Origin of the sequence: Bradyrhizobium tropiciagri, from assembly GCF_018130545.1 — a bacterium.
In the GTDB taxonomy this organism is placed as follows: domain Bacteria; phylum Pseudomonadota; class Alphaproteobacteria; order Rhizobiales; family Xanthobacteraceae; genus Bradyrhizobium; species Bradyrhizobium tropiciagri_A.
Map to the genome: position 1 here is coordinate 859,913 of NZ_JAFCKF010000003.1, position 15,561 is coordinate 875,473.

Annotated in this window: 18 protein-coding genes; 13 read left to right on the plus strand and 5 right to left on the minus strand. The window is 64.2% G+C overall.

Annotation, left to right across the window (positions count from 1 at the left end; translation table 11 throughout):
• The first annotated feature begins 4 nt into the window (after positions 1–4).
• The 5 genes from JQ616_RS16820 (at position 5) to JQ616_RS16840 (ending at position 3,680) form a co-directional block, all read left to right on the plus strand.
• The gene (locus JQ616_RS16820; RefSeq protein ID WP_212016014.1) at positions 5–982 is read left to right on the plus strand and encodes a YVTN family beta-propeller repeat protein; all 978 of its coding nucleotides are present in this window, start codon (positions 5–7) and stop codon (positions 980–982) included.
• Complete coding sequence (locus tag JQ616_RS16825) at positions 979–1,794, plus strand: ABC transporter ATP-binding protein (protein ID WP_249136826.1); 816 nt, start codon at positions 979–981, stop codon at positions 1,792–1,794. Before JQ616_RS16820 ends, JQ616_RS16825 begins: the two co-directional genes overlap by 4 nt.
• Positions 1,791–2,639: an ABC transporter permease gene (locus tag JQ616_RS16830; protein ID WP_050405241.1), complete on the plus strand. Its 849-nt coding sequence runs from the start codon at positions 1,791–1,793 to the stop codon at positions 2,637–2,639. Before JQ616_RS16825 ends, JQ616_RS16830 begins: the two co-directional genes overlap by 4 nt.
• The gene (locus JQ616_RS16835; RefSeq protein WP_212016016.1) at positions 2,636–3,253 is read left to right on the plus strand and encodes a hypothetical protein; all 618 of its coding nucleotides are present in this window, start codon (positions 2,636–2,638) and stop codon (positions 3,251–3,253) included. The genes JQ616_RS16830 and JQ616_RS16835 overlap by 4 nt, the downstream gene beginning before the upstream one ends.
• A gap of 130 nt (positions 3,254–3,383) precedes the next feature.
• Positions 3,384–3,680 (plus strand): copper-binding protein, encoded by a 297-nt coding sequence (locus tag JQ616_RS16840; protein WP_212016017.1) that lies wholly within the window; start codon positions 3,384–3,386, stop codon positions 3,678–3,680.
• A gap of 24 nt (positions 3,681–3,704) precedes the next feature.
• Here the strand turns inward: JQ616_RS16840 and JQ616_RS16845 are convergent, their stop codons facing one another.
• Complete coding sequence (locus tag JQ616_RS16845; RefSeq protein WP_212016018.1) at positions 3,705–4,259, minus strand: PQQ-dependent catabolism-associated CXXCW motif protein; 555 nt, start codon at positions 4,257–4,259, stop codon at positions 3,705–3,707.
• Positions 4,256–5,137, minus strand: a complete 882-nt coding sequence (locus JQ616_RS16850) for a substrate-binding domain-containing protein (protein WP_212016019.1) — start codon at positions 5,135–5,137, stop codon at positions 4,256–4,258. Before JQ616_RS16850 ends, JQ616_RS16845 begins: the two co-directional genes overlap by 4 nt.
• A gap of 167 nt (positions 5,138–5,304) precedes the next feature.
• Between JQ616_RS16850 and JQ616_RS16855 the strand changes: the two genes are divergently transcribed.
• Positions 5,305–6,231: a quinoprotein relay system zinc metallohydrolase 2 gene (locus JQ616_RS16855; protein ID WP_212016020.1), complete on the plus strand. Its 927-nt coding sequence runs from the start codon at positions 5,305–5,307 to the stop codon at positions 6,229–6,231.
• A 44-nt stretch (positions 6,232–6,275) separates the two neighbouring features.
• Positions 6,276–7,100 carry a quinoprotein dehydrogenase-associated SoxYZ-like carrier gene (locus JQ616_RS16860; RefSeq protein WP_212016021.1) on the plus strand — a complete coding sequence of 275 codons (825 nt, stop codon included), beginning with the start codon at positions 6,276–6,278 and terminating at the stop codon, positions 7,098–7,100.
• A gap of 25 nt (positions 7,101–7,125) precedes the next feature.
• On the opposite strand, the gene JQ616_RS16865 is transcribed toward JQ616_RS16860, so the two are convergent.
• Positions 7,126–7,470 (minus strand): hypothetical protein, encoded by a 345-nt coding sequence (locus JQ616_RS16865; protein WP_433995975.1) that lies wholly within the window; start codon positions 7,468–7,470, stop codon positions 7,126–7,128.
• Between the two features lie 149 nt (positions 7,471–7,619).
• Between JQ616_RS16865 and JQ616_RS16870 the strand changes: the two genes are divergently transcribed.
• Genes JQ616_RS16870 through JQ616_RS16885 form a run of 4 tightly spaced genes read left to right on the plus strand, consistent with a single transcriptional unit; the run spans position 7,620 to position 10,387 of the window.
• Entirely contained in the window at positions 7,620–8,552 is a 933-nt protein-coding gene (locus JQ616_RS16870; protein WP_212016359.1) for an ABC transporter substrate-binding protein, read from the plus strand.
• Positions 8,553–8,554: 2 nt separating this feature from the next.
• On the plus strand, positions 8,555–9,292 hold the full coding sequence (locus JQ616_RS16875; RefSeq protein WP_212016023.1) for an ABC transporter permease: 738 nt from the start codon (positions 8,555–8,557) through the stop codon (positions 9,290–9,292).
• Positions 9,282–9,992, plus strand: a complete 711-nt coding sequence (locus JQ616_RS16880; protein WP_212016025.1) for an ABC transporter ATP-binding protein — start codon at positions 9,282–9,284, stop codon at positions 9,990–9,992. Before JQ616_RS16875 ends, JQ616_RS16880 begins: the two co-directional genes overlap by 11 nt.
• A 41-nt stretch (positions 9,993–10,033) precedes the next feature.
• Positions 10,034–10,387 carry a hypothetical protein gene (locus tag JQ616_RS16885; protein WP_212016027.1) on the plus strand — a complete coding sequence of 118 codons (354 nt, stop codon included), beginning with the start codon at positions 10,034–10,036 and terminating at the stop codon, positions 10,385–10,387.
• A 4-nt stretch (positions 10,388–10,391) separates the two neighbouring features.
• On the opposite strand, the gene JQ616_RS16890 is transcribed toward JQ616_RS16885, so the two are convergent.
• Positions 10,392–10,628 carry a hypothetical protein gene (locus JQ616_RS16890; RefSeq protein WP_173637820.1) on the minus strand — a complete coding sequence of 79 codons (237 nt, stop codon included), beginning with the start codon at positions 10,626–10,628 and terminating at the stop codon, positions 10,392–10,394.
• Positions 10,629–10,888: 260 nt separating this feature from the next.
• Between JQ616_RS16890 and JQ616_RS16895 the strand changes: the two genes are divergently transcribed.
• The gene (locus JQ616_RS16895; protein WP_249136827.1) at positions 10,889–11,908 is read left to right on the plus strand and encodes an efflux RND transporter periplasmic adaptor subunit; all 1,020 of its coding nucleotides are present in this window, start codon (positions 10,889–10,891) and stop codon (positions 11,906–11,908) included.
• Complete coding sequence (locus JQ616_RS16900) at positions 11,901–15,029, plus strand: efflux RND transporter permease subunit (protein ID WP_212016029.1); 3,129 nt, start codon at positions 11,901–11,903, stop codon at positions 15,027–15,029. Before JQ616_RS16895 ends, JQ616_RS16900 begins: the two co-directional genes overlap by 8 nt.
• Before the next feature lie 252 nt (positions 15,030–15,281).
• Here JQ616_RS16900 and pqqA read toward each other — a convergent pair whose 3' ends face one another.
• On the minus strand, positions 15,282–15,362 hold the full coding sequence (pqqA, locus tag JQ616_RS16905) for a pyrroloquinoline quinone precursor peptide PqqA (protein WP_009031067.1): 81 nt from the start codon (positions 15,360–15,362) through the stop codon (positions 15,282–15,284).
• Between the last annotated feature and the right edge of the window lie 199 nt (positions 15,363–15,561).

Sequence of the window (15,561 nt, forward strand, 5' to 3'; positions counted from 1 at the left end):
GGAGATGAAACGCATGTGGCGCCGCTGTCTGTTGACCGGGATGCTCGTTTGGCTTGCCGCGACACCGGCGTCCGCCTTCGTTGCCTATGTCTCCAACGAGAAGGGCAACACCGTCACCGTGATTGACACCAACAGCTGGGCGGTGACCAAAACCATCAAGGTCGGCCAGCGGCCGCGCGGCGTCGAGTTCTCGCGCGACGGCAAGTTCGTGATGGTCGCAGTCGGCGACGACGACACCATCCAGGTGATCGACACCAAGACCCAGGAGATCGTCGACACCCTGCCCTCCGGCCCCGACCCTGAATTGTTCACCCAGGATGCCGCCGGTAACACGTTGTATGTCGCCAATGAGAACGACAACACGGTCACAGTGATTGATCTCAAAACGCGCGCCCGGATCGGCGACATCCAGGTCGGCGTCGAGCCCGAGGGCATGACGATCAGCCCGGACGGCAAGATCCTGATCAACACGTCCGAAACCACCAACATGGCGCATTTCATCGACACCTCGACGCGCCAGATCGTCGCCAATGTGCTGGTCGATTCACGTCCGCGCTTCGCCCAATTCAAGCGCGACGGCTCCGAATTGTGGGTCTCCTCCGAGATCGGCGGCACGGTATCGATCATCGATCCGGTCAAGCGCGAAGTGACCGGCAAGATCACCTTCGAGATCCCGGGCCTGCGCAACGAGGCGATCCAGCCCGTCGGCATCGGCATGACCAAGGACGGCAAGACCGCGTTCGTCGCGCTCGGCCCCGCCAACCGCGTCGCGGTGGTCGACGGCGCGACCCACAAGGTGCTCAAATATCTCCTGGTCGGCCAGCGGGTCTGGCACATGGATTTCACTCCGGATGAGAAATACCTGATGGTCACCAACGGCGTCTCGAACGACGTCTCGGTGATCGATGTCGCGTCCCAGAAGGTGATCAAGACCATTCAGGTCGGCGAACTGCCCTGGGGGATCACGATCGCGCAGCCATGACCGCAACCGACGCCCATATCGCGAACCAGCCCCCGCCGGATGCAGGCGCTGTAGCAGCCGTGCAGCCGGCACTGTCGATCGGCAATGTCAGCCATAGCTACGGCCCGCGGCGCGCCCTGATCGACGTCAACTTCACGGTTGCGCCTGCGAGCTTCACCGCTTTGCTGGGCCTCAACGGCGCCGGCAAGAGCACGTTGTTCTCGCTGGTGACGCGGCTGTTCGGCATCCAGAACGGCCAGATCAAGATCTTCGGCCACGATATCAGCCGAACACCGGGTGAAGCGCTGCGGCTGATGGGCGTCGTGTTCCAGCCGCGCACGCTCGATCTCGATCTCTCGCTGACGCAGAACCTGCTGTATCACGCCGCGCTGCACGGCATCTCGCGACGCGAGGCGCGGCTGCGCAGTGCCGAAGTGCTCACCCGCATCGGGCTTGCCGACCGCTCAGGCAGCAAGGTGCGCGATCTCTCGGGCGGCCAGATGCGAAGGCTCGAAATCGCCCGCGCGCTGCTGCATCGGCCCAGGCTGTTGCTGTTGGACGAGGCCACCGTCGGGCTCGACGTCAAGGCGCGCGCCGACATTCTCGACCATGTCCGCCAGCTCGTCACCGAACAGGGCATCGGCGTGCTGTGGGCGACGCATCTGTTCGACGAGATCATGCCGGGCGACGGCCTCGTGGTGCTACACCAGGGCCGGATGCTGGCGCACGGGCCGATGGCGCGCGTCATCGCCGATGCCGGCGCCCAGGACGTCAACACCGCATTCATGCGCCTGACCGGAACGGCAACCCTCACCGGAAAACCGCCCACATGAGCAGCACGACGGTCACGCCCGAGCGCAGCGGCTTCTCGGTTTCAGAATACATCGTCTGCCTGAACGGCATCGTGTGGCGCGAGGCGCTACGCTTCCTGCATCAGCGCGAGCGCTTCGTCTCGGCGCTGGTCAGACCGCTGGTCTGGCTGTTCATCTTCGCGGCCGGCTTCCGTCAAGTGCTCGGCATCTCGATCATCCCACCCTATGAGACTTACATCCTCTACGAAGTCTATATCGCGCCCGGCCTGATGGCGATGATCCAGCTGTTCAACGGCATGCAATCCTCGCTGTCGATGGTCTATGACCGCGAGATGGGCAACATGCGCACGCTGCTGGTCAGCCCGCTGCCGCGCGGCTATTTGCTGTTCTGCAAGCTGCTCGCCGGCACCGCGGTGTCGCTGCTGCAGGTCTACGCTTTCCTGCTGATCGCCTGGTTCTGGGACATCACGCCGCCGACCATCGGCTATCTCACCGTGCTTCCGGCGCTGGTGCTCTCGGGCTTGATGCTCGGCGCGTTGGGCATGTTGATCTCGGCCAGCATCAAGCAGCTCGAAAATTTCGCCGGCGTGATGAACTTTGTGATCTTCCCGATGTTCTTCGCATCGTCGGCGCTCTACCCGCTCTGGCGGGTGCAGGAAGGCAGCCCGATGCTGTATTATGTCTGCCAGTGCAATCCGTTCACCCATGCGGTGGAGCTGATCCGGTTTGCGCTGTACGGCAAGATGAACTGGGTCTCCCTCGCGGTGGTCGGCGGCTGCACGGTGGTATTCATGATCGGCGCGATCCTGGCTTACGATCCATCGCGCGGCCTGGTGCGCCGCGGACCCGGCGGAGGCGAGGCATGACAATCTGGCGCATGGCACTCGGCGTGCTGCTCGCGGTGATTCTGTCGAACCAGGTCGCATCGGCTGCGGACCCGCGCTATCCGGACTGGCCCTGCCAACAGGCCAAAGTCCCCGAGATCTCGCTCGCTGCGGTGTGGGCCGGCCCGCCGCTCGGCGACGCTGAGACCAAATGGCGTGACGATCCGAAGGTCAGCGCACTGGCGACCAAGCTCGCCGCGCGCCGAATTCCATTGGAGGATGCGCAGAAGCAGATCACCGAATTTCTGTCTGCTGCCGCGGCCGACAAGGCCAATGCCGGAAAGCTGCTGTTTGCGGGCCTGTTCGATACGCTCAACGGCCAGCGCGCCTCGGTCATGAACGGGCTCGAGCGCGTGATGCGCAAGCAGCGCGAGGCCGCGGAAAAGATCCGCGACGATACGATCAAGCTGCAGTCGTTGCAGGACGCCACCCCTCCGGACCAGGCCAAGGTCGACGAACTCGGCAATCAGCTGGTCTGGGAGACGCGGATCTTCGAGGACCGCGGACGCGTGGTGAAGTTCGTCTGCGAGGTGCCGACCGCCATCGATCAGCGCCTGTTCGCACTGGGCCGCACCATCCAGCAGGAGCTGGATTGAGGCCTGCGACCGATCGTCCCGCGTGAATCCAGACACGCCTGCCGATCTGCTCGTTTGGGCCGCCTTGTTCCGGAACCAACTGCGCGCCCCGCTCGTTGACCCCAACTATATCTGAAGTTGGGAGACCTCGATGAGAGCAGCCAAGATCGTCATGACCAGCCTCGCAGCCGCGAGCCTGATCACCTCAGCGGCTTTCGCCCAGCAACCGATGACTGGAATAGTCACCAAGATTGACCGATTGAGCGGAACCATCTCGCTCCAGCAGACGCAAAGCGGAACGGTGGGCGCGGCCGGCGGCGCGATGCTGGAATACAAGGTGCCCAAGGGACTGTCGCTGGAGGACTTCCACGCCGGCGACAAGGTGACGTTCACCACCACAGACAGCGATGGCGGCAAGACCATCAACAAGCTCGACAAGCAGAAATAACCGGCACCACACGCGAGGACGGGCTCAATGCTCGCCCTCGCGCGGCTCGGGCTCCGCTTCCGCCAGCGGCAATTTGGCGCGTCCCCAGCCGTCGGTTCCCTCCGGATACCACGCCACGTTGCGGTAGCCGTAGGACAGCACGCGCTTGGCCGCGTTCCACGACATCCAGCAACTCTCCTGGCAGTAGATCACCAGCAATTTTGCCTTGTCGTCACCGGAGGCGCGGACCAGACCGCGTTGCAGATAGTCCTCGGTCGATGCGGCGAGCTTGCCGTAGCCGGTGTCGGGCAGCCAGATGCTGCCGGGAATGTTGAGATGCGGCCGCTCGCGCCACACCGTGCCGGCGGGAAGATTTGGTTTCGGTGCGCGTGGCAGCACGTCGATGAAAGCGCCTGATTTGTCGCGCCAGATCGCTTCCGCCTCCGCAGTCGAGAGCACGCGGGCGCCGGCAAGCGTCACCGGCACCGGCGCGCGGTAATCCTCGGTGCGATAGCCTTCCGGCTCTGCGGGCGGGTCCTGCGCGCGGACAGGCGAGGCGGCGATGAGCATCACCGCAAGCATGGCCGCGAGCCGGATCATGGCGACTTGGTCGCGCTCTCCGGACCGATCGGATGGTCGTTCTCGTCGAGCAGCGGCACGCCGTAATCGAGCAGGATCTTGTTGATCGCCGGCTGGTTCTCCTGGATCAAGCGGTTGAGTTGCCGCTTCCAGTTCTGATCTGACCCGCGCACGCCCATGCCGATGCGATAGACCAGCTTCGGTCCAGTGGTCTCCTTGACCAGTGGCGTGATGTGCAGCGGCGGATTCGCCTTCTTGGCATAGAAGCCCGCCATCGGCCCCCACAGGATGCCGGCGTCGATCTCACCCTTGGCAAGGTCGTCCATCATGGCCGCGGCCGACGAATCGTAGCGGGTGTCGATCATCAGCGGATAGGGCTTCGCGTTGCCCATCAGGCCGGCGGCGGCCATGTTGGTCGCGGGCGGCGTTCCGGCGACGATGCCGATATGCTTGCCCTTCAGCCGCTCGTCCTCGAGCGTCGTGACCTGATCGAGCTCGCCGCCCGCCTTGGTCACCAGCGCATAGGCCGTGCGGTAGTAGGGATTGGTGCCCTGGGCGAGGTCATCGCCCTGTGGAAAGCCCATGATCACGTCGCAGCGATGCGCCGCGAGCGTCATCCGCACGAAGCCGGTCGCCTGCGGGAAGAACATGTAGTCGAGCTTCTTCTGCAGCTTCTCGGCGAAAAGCTCACCGATCTTGTTCTCAAAGCCCTCGCCCTTCTCGTTCGAGAACGGCAGGTTGCGCGGATCGGCACAGATGCGCAGCACCTTGGCATCGACCAGCTCGATCGAGAGTTCGCCCTGATCATTGACCTGCGCGCGCGCGATGTCGCGGCCGGCAAGACTGACGATCAAGCCGAAAAGCGCGAGCAGAACAGGACGGCATCCGACAATTCTCATTACGTAGTCTCCTCGTGATCGGATCGATCGCCGCGATCCAGCAATTGCCCGGCGCACCATGACGTGCAACAGGAATAATCATCCTGATTGCGCCGCGTTGCTTGTTGCAGCGCACACTGGCGCGCGACGACATCGATCGCGCGCCCCGGAGAAACTGAGGCGGAAACATGGTTCATGGCGGATCGGTGCTTGCGCTGCTCCTGGTGCTTTGGGCGCCGACCATAGCGTGGGCGCAAGAGGCGGAATTGCCTGTAAGCGAAGTCGCTCGCGGAATATTCGTTCACGCCGGCGTCACTGCATTGATGACGCGCGAGAATGAAGGCGCCATCGCCAATATCGGGTTCGTGATTGGCGACAGCGCGGTCGCCGTCATCGACACCGGCGGCAGCGTACGCGAAGGGCGGCAATTGCTCGCCGCGGTCCGCAGTCACACCGACAAGCCGATCCGCTACGTGATCAACACCCACGCGCATCCGGACCACAGCTTCGGCAACGCGGCTTTCGTCAGCGACGGGACTAGTTTCGTCGGTCACAAGATGCTGCCCCGCGCGCTGGCGGCACGCGGGCAATTCTATCTCGACGGCTTTCGCCGGACGATGGGCGACGCCTTGATCGATGAGGTAAAGATCATCCCGCCAACCGTGCTGGTCGAGCACACGCTGAAGCTCGACCTCGGCGGACGAAGCCTCACCCTGAAGGCATGGCCGCCCGCCCATAGCGACAACGACCTCACCGTGTTCGACGCGCAAACCAGCACTCTGTTCGCCGGCGATCTGGTGTTTCTCGTCCATGTCCCTGTGGTCGACGGCAGCCTCAAGGGTTGGCTGCGTGCGCTCGACGACCTCGCGGCCATTCCCGCCGAGCGCGTGGTTCCCGGTCACGGACCCGTGAGCGCATGGCCTGCGGCGCTCGCCGACGAGCGGCGTTATCTTAAGACGCTGGCAGCGGACGTCCGCGCGCTGGTCAAGAGCGGCAAGCCGATCACGGCTGCGGCAGAGCATGCCGCGGAAGCCGAGCGGCCGCGCTGGCAATTGTTCGACGATTACAACGCCCGCAACGCAACTGCAGCATTTTCGGAAATTGAATGGGAATAGCCGTTGGTCCTATAATGACGCGGCTCGCACAGGATTTCGCGAACATGACCGGACATCCCGCCCGCCTGCTCTGCATCGCCAGCCTGCTCACAATCGCGCTGGGCACACCAGCTGCGTCCGCGGCGGAGACCTATGATCCCTGGCCCGGGCTGGTCCAGGATATCTTCAGCAATCGCCCGATGAATGACGGCAACGACGTCATCGGCATCGAGATGCCGATGCGCGCGGAAGACGCCGCGATCGTCCCGGTGACGCTGCGCACCAAGCTTCAGCCCAGCGATAGCCGCCGCGTCGTCGCGATCACGCTGGTGATCGACGAGAACCCGGCCCCGATGGCCGCGAAATTCACGCTGGGGCCGGACGCCAACGTCACCGAGATATCGACCCGCGTTCGCGTCAACAACTACACCAACGTGCATGCCGTCGCGGAGCTCAGCGACGGCAAGCTCTATGTCAGCAAGGTCTATGTCAAAGCGTCCGGCGGCTGCTCGGCACCGGCGGGCAAGAACGTCGAGGAGGCGAACAACCGGCTCGGCCAGATGCGCTACCGCCAGTTCACAAGGTCCGAACAGGGGCCGGCGAGCAGCACGCGGGAAGCCCAGATCATGATCGGCCATCCGAACAATTCAGGCCTGCAGATGGACCAGCTCACGCAACTCTATATCCCGGCCTTCTTCATCAACGAGCTGCACGTCTGGCAGGACGACAGCCCGGTGCTGGCGATGGAGGGCGGGATCTCGATTTCCGAGGATCCCAATATCCGCTTCACCTACGTCTCGAATGGCGCCAAGCGCTTCCGTGCCGAGGCCAAGGATACCGAAGGGCACGTGTTCGAGCACGAATGGAAGGTCGAGAATCCCGGGACCTGACCTGCCAGCTATCTGACGATAGACTTTAGAAGCACCTGACTTCGGCCTCGGCCTGCGCGCGCCTGAGGTCGTTGAGCGCGTTGGCGGCCTGCTCCGAGGAGCGGAACTGGCCGCCCAGATTGCCCTGCACCTGCGCCATGCTCAGCACGGTCTCGGCGGTGACGTAGCGGTCATAGGGGATGATCGAGGCGACCACGTCGATCGAGCAGGAACATTGCTCGATCGCCTGCCGGCTCTCGCCATTGGCTTTCATGCAGCCGAACACATATTCCGCCCGCGCCGAGGTCGGATAGTCGTTGATCTCCTGGGCCCGCGCGCCCATGGAAGTCCCGGCGAGCAAGGCCGCGACGGCGACAATCGGTCGTAGCATCCCAGCTCCTGCCATGGTCCTGCTTCCTCTTCTCTTTCCGCAAGCTATGCTATGGAGGTTGATCAGAAAAGAAAACATTCGGGGAAGTGGCTCAACAAACGATGATCATCTCTGTACGCACGGTGTTGGCTGCGGCAGTTCTGGCGGTCATGCAGTTCGGCACCTCGTGCAATGCGGAGACCGTCCGCGTTGCAGCGCAGAAGACCGGAACGCTGGCCTGGGAACTGGCCGTCATTCGCTCCCATGGTCTCGACAAGAAGGCCAATCTGTCGATCGACATCGTCGAACTCGCCAGCCCCGAGGCCGGCAAGATCGCGCTGCGCTCCGGCACGGCCGACGTGATGGTGTCGGACTGGCCCTGGGTGTCGCGCGAACGTTCGCTCGGCGCCAAGCTGCAATTCTATCCCTATTCGAGCGCGTTGGGCGCTGTGATGGTCCCGGCCGCCTCGCCGCTCAAGACGCTCGCCGACCTCAAGGGACGCAAGCTTGCGGTTGCCGGCGGCGCGATCGACAAGAACTGGCTGCTGCTGCAAGCCGCATTGAAGCAGGACGGGGTCGACCTGAAGTCGCAGTCAACCATCGTCTATGGCGCGCCGCCATTGCTCGCCGCCAAGACCCTCGACGGCGAGATGGACGCGACGCTCAATTACTGGAATTTCTGCGCCGCGCTTGAAGCCAAGGGTTTTCGCCGTCTCGCCGGCATGGAAGACGTGCTGAAAAAGCTCGGCAGCAAGGGCCGCATCGCGATGATCGGCTATGTGTTCGACGAAGCCTGGGCCAACGCCAACAAGGACCTGGTGGCCCGCTTCATCGCCGTGACGCGTGCCGCAAAGGATATTCTCGCGACCTCGGATGCCGAATGGGACACCATCGCGCCGCTGACCGGCGCGCAGGATCCGAAGACGCTGCATGCCTATCGCGACCGCTACCGAGAAGGCATCCCGCGCCGTCCGATCGCCGACGAAGAAGCGGATGCCCGCGTGCTGTACCGGGTGCTGGCGCAACTCGGCGGTCGTGATCTGGTCGGCACCGCGACCGAACTCGATCCTGGCACGTTCTACCAAGCGATCCCGGGAGACTAGCGGTGCTCCGTCTGCTGTCCTTCGCGCTGTTCATCGCGACCTGGTGGGTTGCCTCGCTCGTGATCGGCGATGCCAAGCTGCCGGCCCCGCCGGCGGTGCTGTCGGTGCTCGCAGCCGAGGCGCGATCAGGGGCGTTGTTCGTCAATCTCGGCGCAACGCTGGCCCGCGTCGCGCTGGCCTTCACGCTTGCAATGGCACTCGGCTCGGCGATCGGCTATCTGATGGGGCGCGTCTCGCTCGCCAATCGCCTTGGCGATCCCTGGCTGATCTTGCTGCTCAATCTTCCGGCGCTGGTCGTCATCGTGCTGGCCTATATCTGGGCCGGGCTGACCGAGGTTGCCGCGATCGCCGCCATCGCCATCAACAAGCTGCCGACCGCCGTCGTCACGCTACGCGAGGGTGCCCGCGCGCTCGACCCTGCGCTCGACGAGATGGCAACTGCCTTCGCCATTCCGCGCGGCCGCGCCTTCCGGCATGTGATCCTGCCGCAGCTCGCGCCCTACATTGCGGCGGCTGCGCGCTCCGGGCTCTCGCTGGTCTGGAAGATCGTGTTGGTCGCTGAATATCTCGGCCGCCCCAACGGCGTCGGCTTCGAGATCGGTGTCGCCTTCCAGCTGTTCGACATCCCCCTGCTGCTGGCCTATTCGCTGAGCTTTGCCGGCGTCGTGCTCGTGATCGAGACCCTGATGGTGCAACCGTTTGAAACCAGGCTAACCCGGTGGCGGCTCCGTGCAGCTTGAGGTCAATATCACCGGCAAGAGCTTTGTGAGCGCGGCCGGCAAGCGGCACGACGTGCTCAACAACATCACCTTCACCTTGAACGCCGGCGAGGTTGGCGTGCTGTTCGGCCCGTCGGGCTGCGGCAAGAGTACCCTGCTCCGGATCCTCGCCGGGCTCGATAGCAACTACCAGGGCCTAGTCACGCGCTCGCCCGGCATGCGCCTTGGCATGGTGTTCCAGGAGCCGCGGCTATTGCCCTGGCGCACCGTCGAGGAGAACGTGCGTCTGGCCGCACCTGACGTCGACGCCGGCACGCTGTCCGCGCTGTTCGAGTTGCTCGAATTGAGCGCGCACAGCAACCATTTTCCCGGCGAGCTGTCGCTCGGCCTCGCCCGCCGCGTCGCGCTGGCGCGCGCCTTCGCGATCGAGCCGGATTTCCTGATCCTCGACGAGCCGCTGACTTCGCTCGACAATGCGCTCGCGGGGCGGCTGCGCGACCAGGTCGCCACGTTGGTGGCCAGCCGGAAGATGATGACGTTGCTGGTCACCCACGATCTCGACGATGCCGTCCGCCTCGGCGACCGCCTGTTCTTCCTGTCGCCGCGGCCGGCCCGAATCCTTCACGTCGAAACCATCGCCGCGCCGCGCGCAACGCGCGGCGAGCCCGAGATCGGCGAAATCAAGCGGCAGCTCTCACAGTTGGACCTTGCAAATATGTGAGACGCCGTCATCCTTCGGCAAAATTGGTAGGGAGAGACCGGATGGCCCGTGCGTTGATTGCTGTTGGAGTTGCGTTGCTGGTGCTGCCAGCGACCGTGCTCGCCCAAAGCAAGGGCAAAGGCATTCGGCTGTGGAATCTGACCAGCGCGACGATCTCGAGCTTCGAGCTGTCGCCGGCAGGCAAGAATGAATGGGGTCCCAACCAGACGCTGAACGACAAGGACAAGGAAGTCGACCACGACGAGCGCCTGCGCATTACCGGCGTGGAGCCTGGTCGCTACGATGCCAAGGTCGGCTACGGCGGCGGCAAGCAGTGCGTCGCCCGCGACATCGAGATCAAGGCAGACGCCGTGTTTTCGGTGGCCGACAAGGACCTCAAGGACTGCAACAAATAAGGGGCTAGCCGGCCGGCGGTTTGCCGTCCGTGCTCGCGCGATCATTGGTGTGCGGATATTCGCAGCGCCACCGCACCGCAGTCCATTTCGGATGTTCGCCGACCCATTGCGCGATGTAAGGCGGCGCGGCCATCGCGCATTGCTGCAGCGAGCCGTTCCAGTTGAACACCAGGTGCTGCTCCTCGCAGGTGGCGGGCGACAGCACGGCACATACAGTGACAATCAGATCAATCGGGTTCATGCATGAAACCTCGCGGGCGTCGTCGAAAGATAACATAAGCGCTACGCCCGCCGCAGCCGGAAGTTTCAACTCCGAGCGAGATCGAGCGGAACCAAGCGGTCACGGCCCCGCGGAGAACGCCGTCCTCACCCGCGCCGGCACCTCTGAAACCGCCGCCTTGCCGCCAGTTCATTTCGTCAATAAGCTGGTTCCCCACAACTGCTAACAGGCTGATGGCTCTTACGGAAACCTCCTGGCGTGGCGCCACGATCGCGGTGTGCTTGCTGGCGCTCGCCGCGGGCGCCTGGCCTCTCACGGGTCAAGTCCGGCGGGCCGCTGCGGAGCCGCAACCGGACAAATCGGATGCGGGCCGCACCGAGCCCTCCCGCACTGCAACCAGCGACCAGGCCGTGGTCAAGCTGACGCCCAGCCAGCAGGGACAGATCGGACTCGAAACCGCGGTTCTGGAAGCCGCGCCGCATCCCGAGCAATTCCGCGCATATGGCGCCGTGCTGGACATCTCCCGCATCACCGAGCTCACCAACAGCTATGCCAATGCGCAGGCTCAACTCCAGACAGCTCAGGCCAAGCTCGAAGTCGCGAAGAGCGCATTCGAGCGGACCAAGAATCTGGTCGACTCTGCCGCACTGCCGAGAAAGGAAGCCGAAACAGCAGAGGGAACGTTGCGGACCGATAAGGCCGCGCTTGCCGCGGCGGAATCGCAGCTCCGGACGCTCGCAGCGACGGCGCAACAGGAATGGGGGCCGGTGATCGGTCGTGGCATCGTCGAGCGCTCGCCCGCCGTTGTCAGGTTGATCGAGCGCGATCAGTTTCTGGTCCAGGTGACGCTGCCGCCCGGCGTGAGCGTCACCGGGACTCCCGGAACGGCTCTGGCGCAGGCGCCGACGCGCAACGCGAATATCGATCTCCAGTACATCTCTCCGGCAACACGCACCGATCCCCGCATTCAGGGACTGAGCTACTTCTTCTCGGCTCCTGGCGACAGCGGCCTGCTGCCCGGCATGAACACCACAGTCTATGTGCCGTCCGGCACCACCTACGAGGGCGTGTTCATCGAGGATACCGCGATCGTGCGATGGCAGGGCCGATCATGGGTTTACTTGCGTGTGAGCCCCGACAGCTTCCGGCGACTTCCGATCAGCACCGATCAGCCGGTCTCGGATGACGATTACGTCGTCCGGGACATCCCATCGGGATCCGAGATCGTGATGCGAGGCGCGCAGGTCTTGCTGTCCGAGGAGGCCAAGAGCCAGCTTCGGGGCGGCGACGACAATGACTGACGGCATCGGCGCCAGCAGGTCAGGGCCGCAAGCCGCTCTCGTCGCGTTCGCCATCCGCTTCCGTGGCATCGTGCTTGCGCTGTCGTTCGCGCTGCTGGGCTATGGCCTGTTCACGCTCGGCGAAGCCAAATACGGCGTCTTCCCCGAATTCGCTCCACCTCAGGTCACGATCCAGACCGAAGCGCCCGGCCTCAGCCCGGAGCATGTCGAGCTTCTGGTCACGCAACCGATCGAAACGTCGATCAACGGCCTGGCCGGCGTCGAAAGCCTGCGCTCGTCGTCGATCCAGGGCCTCTCGGTGGTGACCGTCATCTTCCAGCCGGGCAGCGATATCTACCGTGCGCGCCAATTGGTGACGGAGCGTCTGGCGGTCGTGGCCGCGCGGCTGCCGCAAGGCGTGCAGCCGCCATCGATGACGCCATTGACCCCGTTGGCCGGCACGGTGCTGGTCATCGGCCTGACGTCCGACAAGCGCTCGCTGATGGATTTGCGCACCATTGCCGACTGGACCGTGTCAAGACGACTGCTGGCCGTACCCGGCGTGGCACAAGTCGCCACCTACGGCAAGGATGTTAGGTCTCTGCAAGTGCAGGTCCGCCCGGACGACCTGATCCGGTTCAAGGTCAGCCTGAATGATGTATTAGCCGCCGCGCGCAAGGCCACCGGCGTACGGGGCGCCGGCTTCATCGATACCGCCAATCAGCGCATCACGCTGCAAACGCAGGGGCAGTCCTTGACGCCCGACCAGCTGGCCCGCACCGTTCTTCTGCACGAAGGCGGCGCAAGCGTGGTTCTCGGCGACGTCGCCACCGTCGTGACCGCGCCCGAGCCGCCGATCGGGGCCGCCCTCATCGACGGCGTACCGGGCATCATGCTCATGGTCAGCCAGCAATACGGCGCCAATACGCGAGAGGTCACCACGCGCACCGAAGCCGCCCTGCAAGAGCTGCGACCGGGCCTTGAAGCCGACGGAGTTCGGCTCCACGCGGACATCTTCCGCCCTGCCAATTTCATCGACGCGGCGACCGAGAACGTGCTCAACGCCTTGTTGATCGGCGGGGTGCTCGTGGTCGTCGTTCTCTTTCTATTTCTTTACGACTGGCGCACCTCGATCATCAGCTGCACCGCCATCCCGCTGTCGTTGATCGCGGCCGTGCTCGCACTGCAATGGATGGGGGAAACGCTCAACACCATGACGCTGGGCGGCCTTGCGATCGCGATCGGCGAAGTCGTCGATGACGCCGTGATCGGCGTCGAGAATGTCGTACGTCGGCTGCGTGAAAACCGCCTGGCAACGGCGCCGAGACCGGAGGCTCGCGTTGTGCTCGACGCCTTCCTCGAAGTACGTACCGCCGTCGCGTATGCGACCTTTGCGGTGCTGCTGGTCTTCCTCCCGATCCTGGCCCTCCCCGGCATTGCCGGCCGTCTGTTCGGCCCCCTGGGCATCGCCTACATCTTCGCCGTGCTCGCCTCGCTCGCGGTTGCGCTTACGGTGACGCCAGCGCTTTCCATGCTGCTCCTCGTCGGCAGGACCGGCGGACAGCGCCTGCATGAACCGCCTGCGGTGCGATGGTCTCGTCGCTACTACCAGGCCTTGCTCCGCCGCATCGGCCGTTACCCGAAGCTGGTGATGACGGCGGCCGCCGCTTTGACGATCGCCGGCGCGGCGATGCTGCCGTTCTTCGGCGGCACCTTCCTGCCGGATCTGCGGGAAGGTCATCTGATCCTGCACGTCTCCGCGATCCCCGGCACCTCGCTCGACGAATCGCTTCGTATCGGCAAGTTGATGACCGATACGCTCCTAAAGATCCCGGGTGTACGCCGGGTCGCGCAACATGCCGGCCGGGCCGAGGCCGGCATCGACACGGTCGGTCCGCATTCCAGCGAGTTCGAGGTCGACCTGGAGCCGGGCCTCTCAGGCAAGGCACAATCCGCAGCAGAAGCGCGCATCAGGGCCGCCCTTGCCGACTTCCCTGGGGTTTCCTTCTCGAGCAAGACCTACCTGACGGAACGCGTCGAGGAGACCGTCTCCGGCTTCAGCGCGGCGGTGGTGGTCAACATCTATGGACCCGATCTCGATGCACTCGAGCGCGCTGCGCGTGACGCCGCGCGTGAACTGGATGAAGTCGCGGGTGCCGCCGACGTGCAGCAACGAACCCCGTCGGGGATGCCGCAGGTCAATGTGACGCTGCGCCCGACCGATCTGCAACGCTGGGGGCTCGATGCGGTCGAAGTGCTCGAATTGATCCGCACCGCCTATCAGGGCGATGTCGTCGGTCAGGGATATGAAGGCAATGCCGTCTTCAATGTGATCGTGATCCTCGACGCGCATGACCGCGCCCGGCTCACCCAGATCGGTGACCTACCGGTGCGCACGCCGAGCGGCGCTTACATTCAGCTGAAGCAAATCGCCGACGTCTACGAAACTTCAGGCCGTTATCAGATCCAGCATCTCAATGCGCAGCGCGTTCAGACCGTCACGGCGAACGTCAGCGGACGCGATCTCGAATCCTTCGTCGCCGCCGCCAAACGCAAATTGGCTCGCGAGGTCACGCTGCCGCCGGGTGCCCGTGTGGAATTTGCCGGGGCGGCCGAGGCGCAGGCCCGCTCGCGGCACGATCTCATCGTCAACTCGTTGCTGGCGGGCACGGGTATCGTCGTTCTGCTTGCGATGGTGACCGGCCATTGGCGAAATCTGCTGCTGGTCATGATCAACTTGCCGTTTGCCTTTGTCGGCGGCGTGTTCGCATTGGCGCTGACCGGCGGCCTGCTTTCGCTCGGATCGATGGTCGGCTTCGTCACGCTGTTCGGAATCACGCTGCGCAACTCCATCCTCATGATCTCGCACTACGAGCATCTCGTCCTCGTCGACGGTCGCGTGTGGGGACTGGATACCGTGATCGAGGGCGCGGCCGACCGCCTCGTCCCAATCCTGATGACATCGCTCGTGACCGGCCTCGGATTGCTGCCGCTCGCAATCGGCGCAGGAGAACCGGGACGTGAGATCGAGGGCCCGATGGCGATCGTCATCCTCGGGGGCCTGATGACGTCGATGGCGCTGAGTCTGCTGGTGCTGCCGACCCTTGCGCTGCGCTATGCGCGCTTCAAGAGCCGCCCCTGAGCGCGCGCAGGGCGTATGATGATCTGAACCGGGCTCGCTTCACGAACGGCAGGCGGCGCTGACCAGGAATTGGCACAGCGCGATCGGACAATCGACGGGTGAGGTTTTTGGGCGGGGTCGCCGAAGCCGGTTCGGACCGGGCACACACAGGCGCGGTCTGTTCGACAGGCACCCGAGATCGAAATGCCCATCGACACTGCCGCGGCTTCGACGGCGTTTGCCATCGAAGCCGCGGCAGGTCGTCAGGTGGCGTTACTTGCGCGCTGCGCAGGCGTACATGTTGATTTCCATGCCCACCGGCACTTCGACGATCTTCGGTGTTTTCCAGGCCATTTCCTTCTCCCAAGTATAGGTTGGCGCGAGCGTCGCACCGCGCGGCAAGCTAGGGCTGCCCCTTCCAGGGCGCAAGCTAGGCTCGTAGGAACCCGACTTCGCTGCTGGACATGCCGAAACGGACGACGGCTCGCTGACGCCTGCCCGGCCTTGAGATGGCTGGGAAATTCCGACACTGATCTGTCAGGCATTTTCCAGC

What these genes read in the sequence shown, in the direction of transcription:
- JQ616_RS16835 (WP_212016016.1), top strand. Translation starts at nt 2,636, where the DNA reads ATGACAATCTGGCGCATGGCACTCGGCGTGCTGCTCGCGGTGATTCTG.
- JQ616_RS16845 (WP_212016018.1), bottom strand. Translation starts at nt 4,259, where the DNA reads ATGATCCGGCTCGCGGCCATGCTTGCGGTGATGCTCATCGCCGCCTCG.
- JQ616_RS16840 (WP_212016017.1), top strand. Translation starts at nt 3,384, where the DNA reads ATGAGAGCAGCCAAGATCGTCATGACCAGCCTCGCAGCCGCGAGCCTG.
- JQ616_RS16870 (WP_212016359.1), top strand. Translation starts at nt 7,620, where the DNA reads ATGCAGTTCGGCACCTCGTGCAATGCGGAGACCGTCCGCGTTGCAGCG.
- JQ616_RS16855 (WP_212016020.1), top strand. Translation starts at nt 5,305, where the DNA reads ATGGTTCATGGCGGATCGGTGCTTGCGCTGCTCCTGGTGCTTTGGGCG.
- JQ616_RS16825 (WP_249136826.1), top strand. Translation starts at nt 979, where the DNA reads ATGACCGCAACCGACGCCCATATCGCGAACCAGCCCCCGCCGGATGCA.
- JQ616_RS16890 (WP_173637820.1), bottom strand. Translation starts at nt 10,628, where the DNA reads ATGAACCCGATTGATCTGATTGTCACTGTATGTGCCGTGCTGTCGCCC.
- JQ616_RS16885 (WP_212016027.1), top strand. Translation starts at nt 10,034, where the DNA reads ATGGCCCGTGCGTTGATTGCTGTTGGAGTTGCGTTGCTGGTGCTGCCA.
- JQ616_RS16820 (WP_212016014.1), top strand. Translation starts at nt 5, where the DNA reads ATGAAACGCATGTGGCGCCGCTGTCTGTTGACCGGGATGCTCGTTTGG.
- JQ616_RS16850 (WP_212016019.1), bottom strand. Translation starts at nt 5,137, where the DNA reads ATGAGAATTGTCGGATGCCGTCCTGTTCTGCTCGCGCTTTTCGGCTTG.
- pqqA (WP_009031067.1), bottom strand. Translation starts at nt 15,362, where the DNA reads ATGGCCTGGAAAACACCGAAGATCGTCGAAGTGCCGGTGGGCATGGAA.
- JQ616_RS16900 (WP_212016029.1), top strand. Translation starts at nt 11,901, where the DNA reads ATGACTGACGGCATCGGCGCCAGCAGGTCAGGGCCGCAAGCCGCTCTC.
- JQ616_RS16865 (WP_433995975.1), bottom strand. Translation starts at nt 7,470, where the DNA reads ATGCTACGACCGATTGTCGCCGTCGCGGCCTTGCTCGCCGGGACTTCC.
- JQ616_RS16860 (WP_212016021.1), top strand. Translation starts at nt 6,276, where the DNA reads ATGACCGGACATCCCGCCCGCCTGCTCTGCATCGCCAGCCTGCTCACA.
- JQ616_RS16830 (WP_050405241.1), top strand. Translation starts at nt 1,791, where the DNA reads ATGAGCAGCACGACGGTCACGCCCGAGCGCAGCGGCTTCTCGGTTTCA.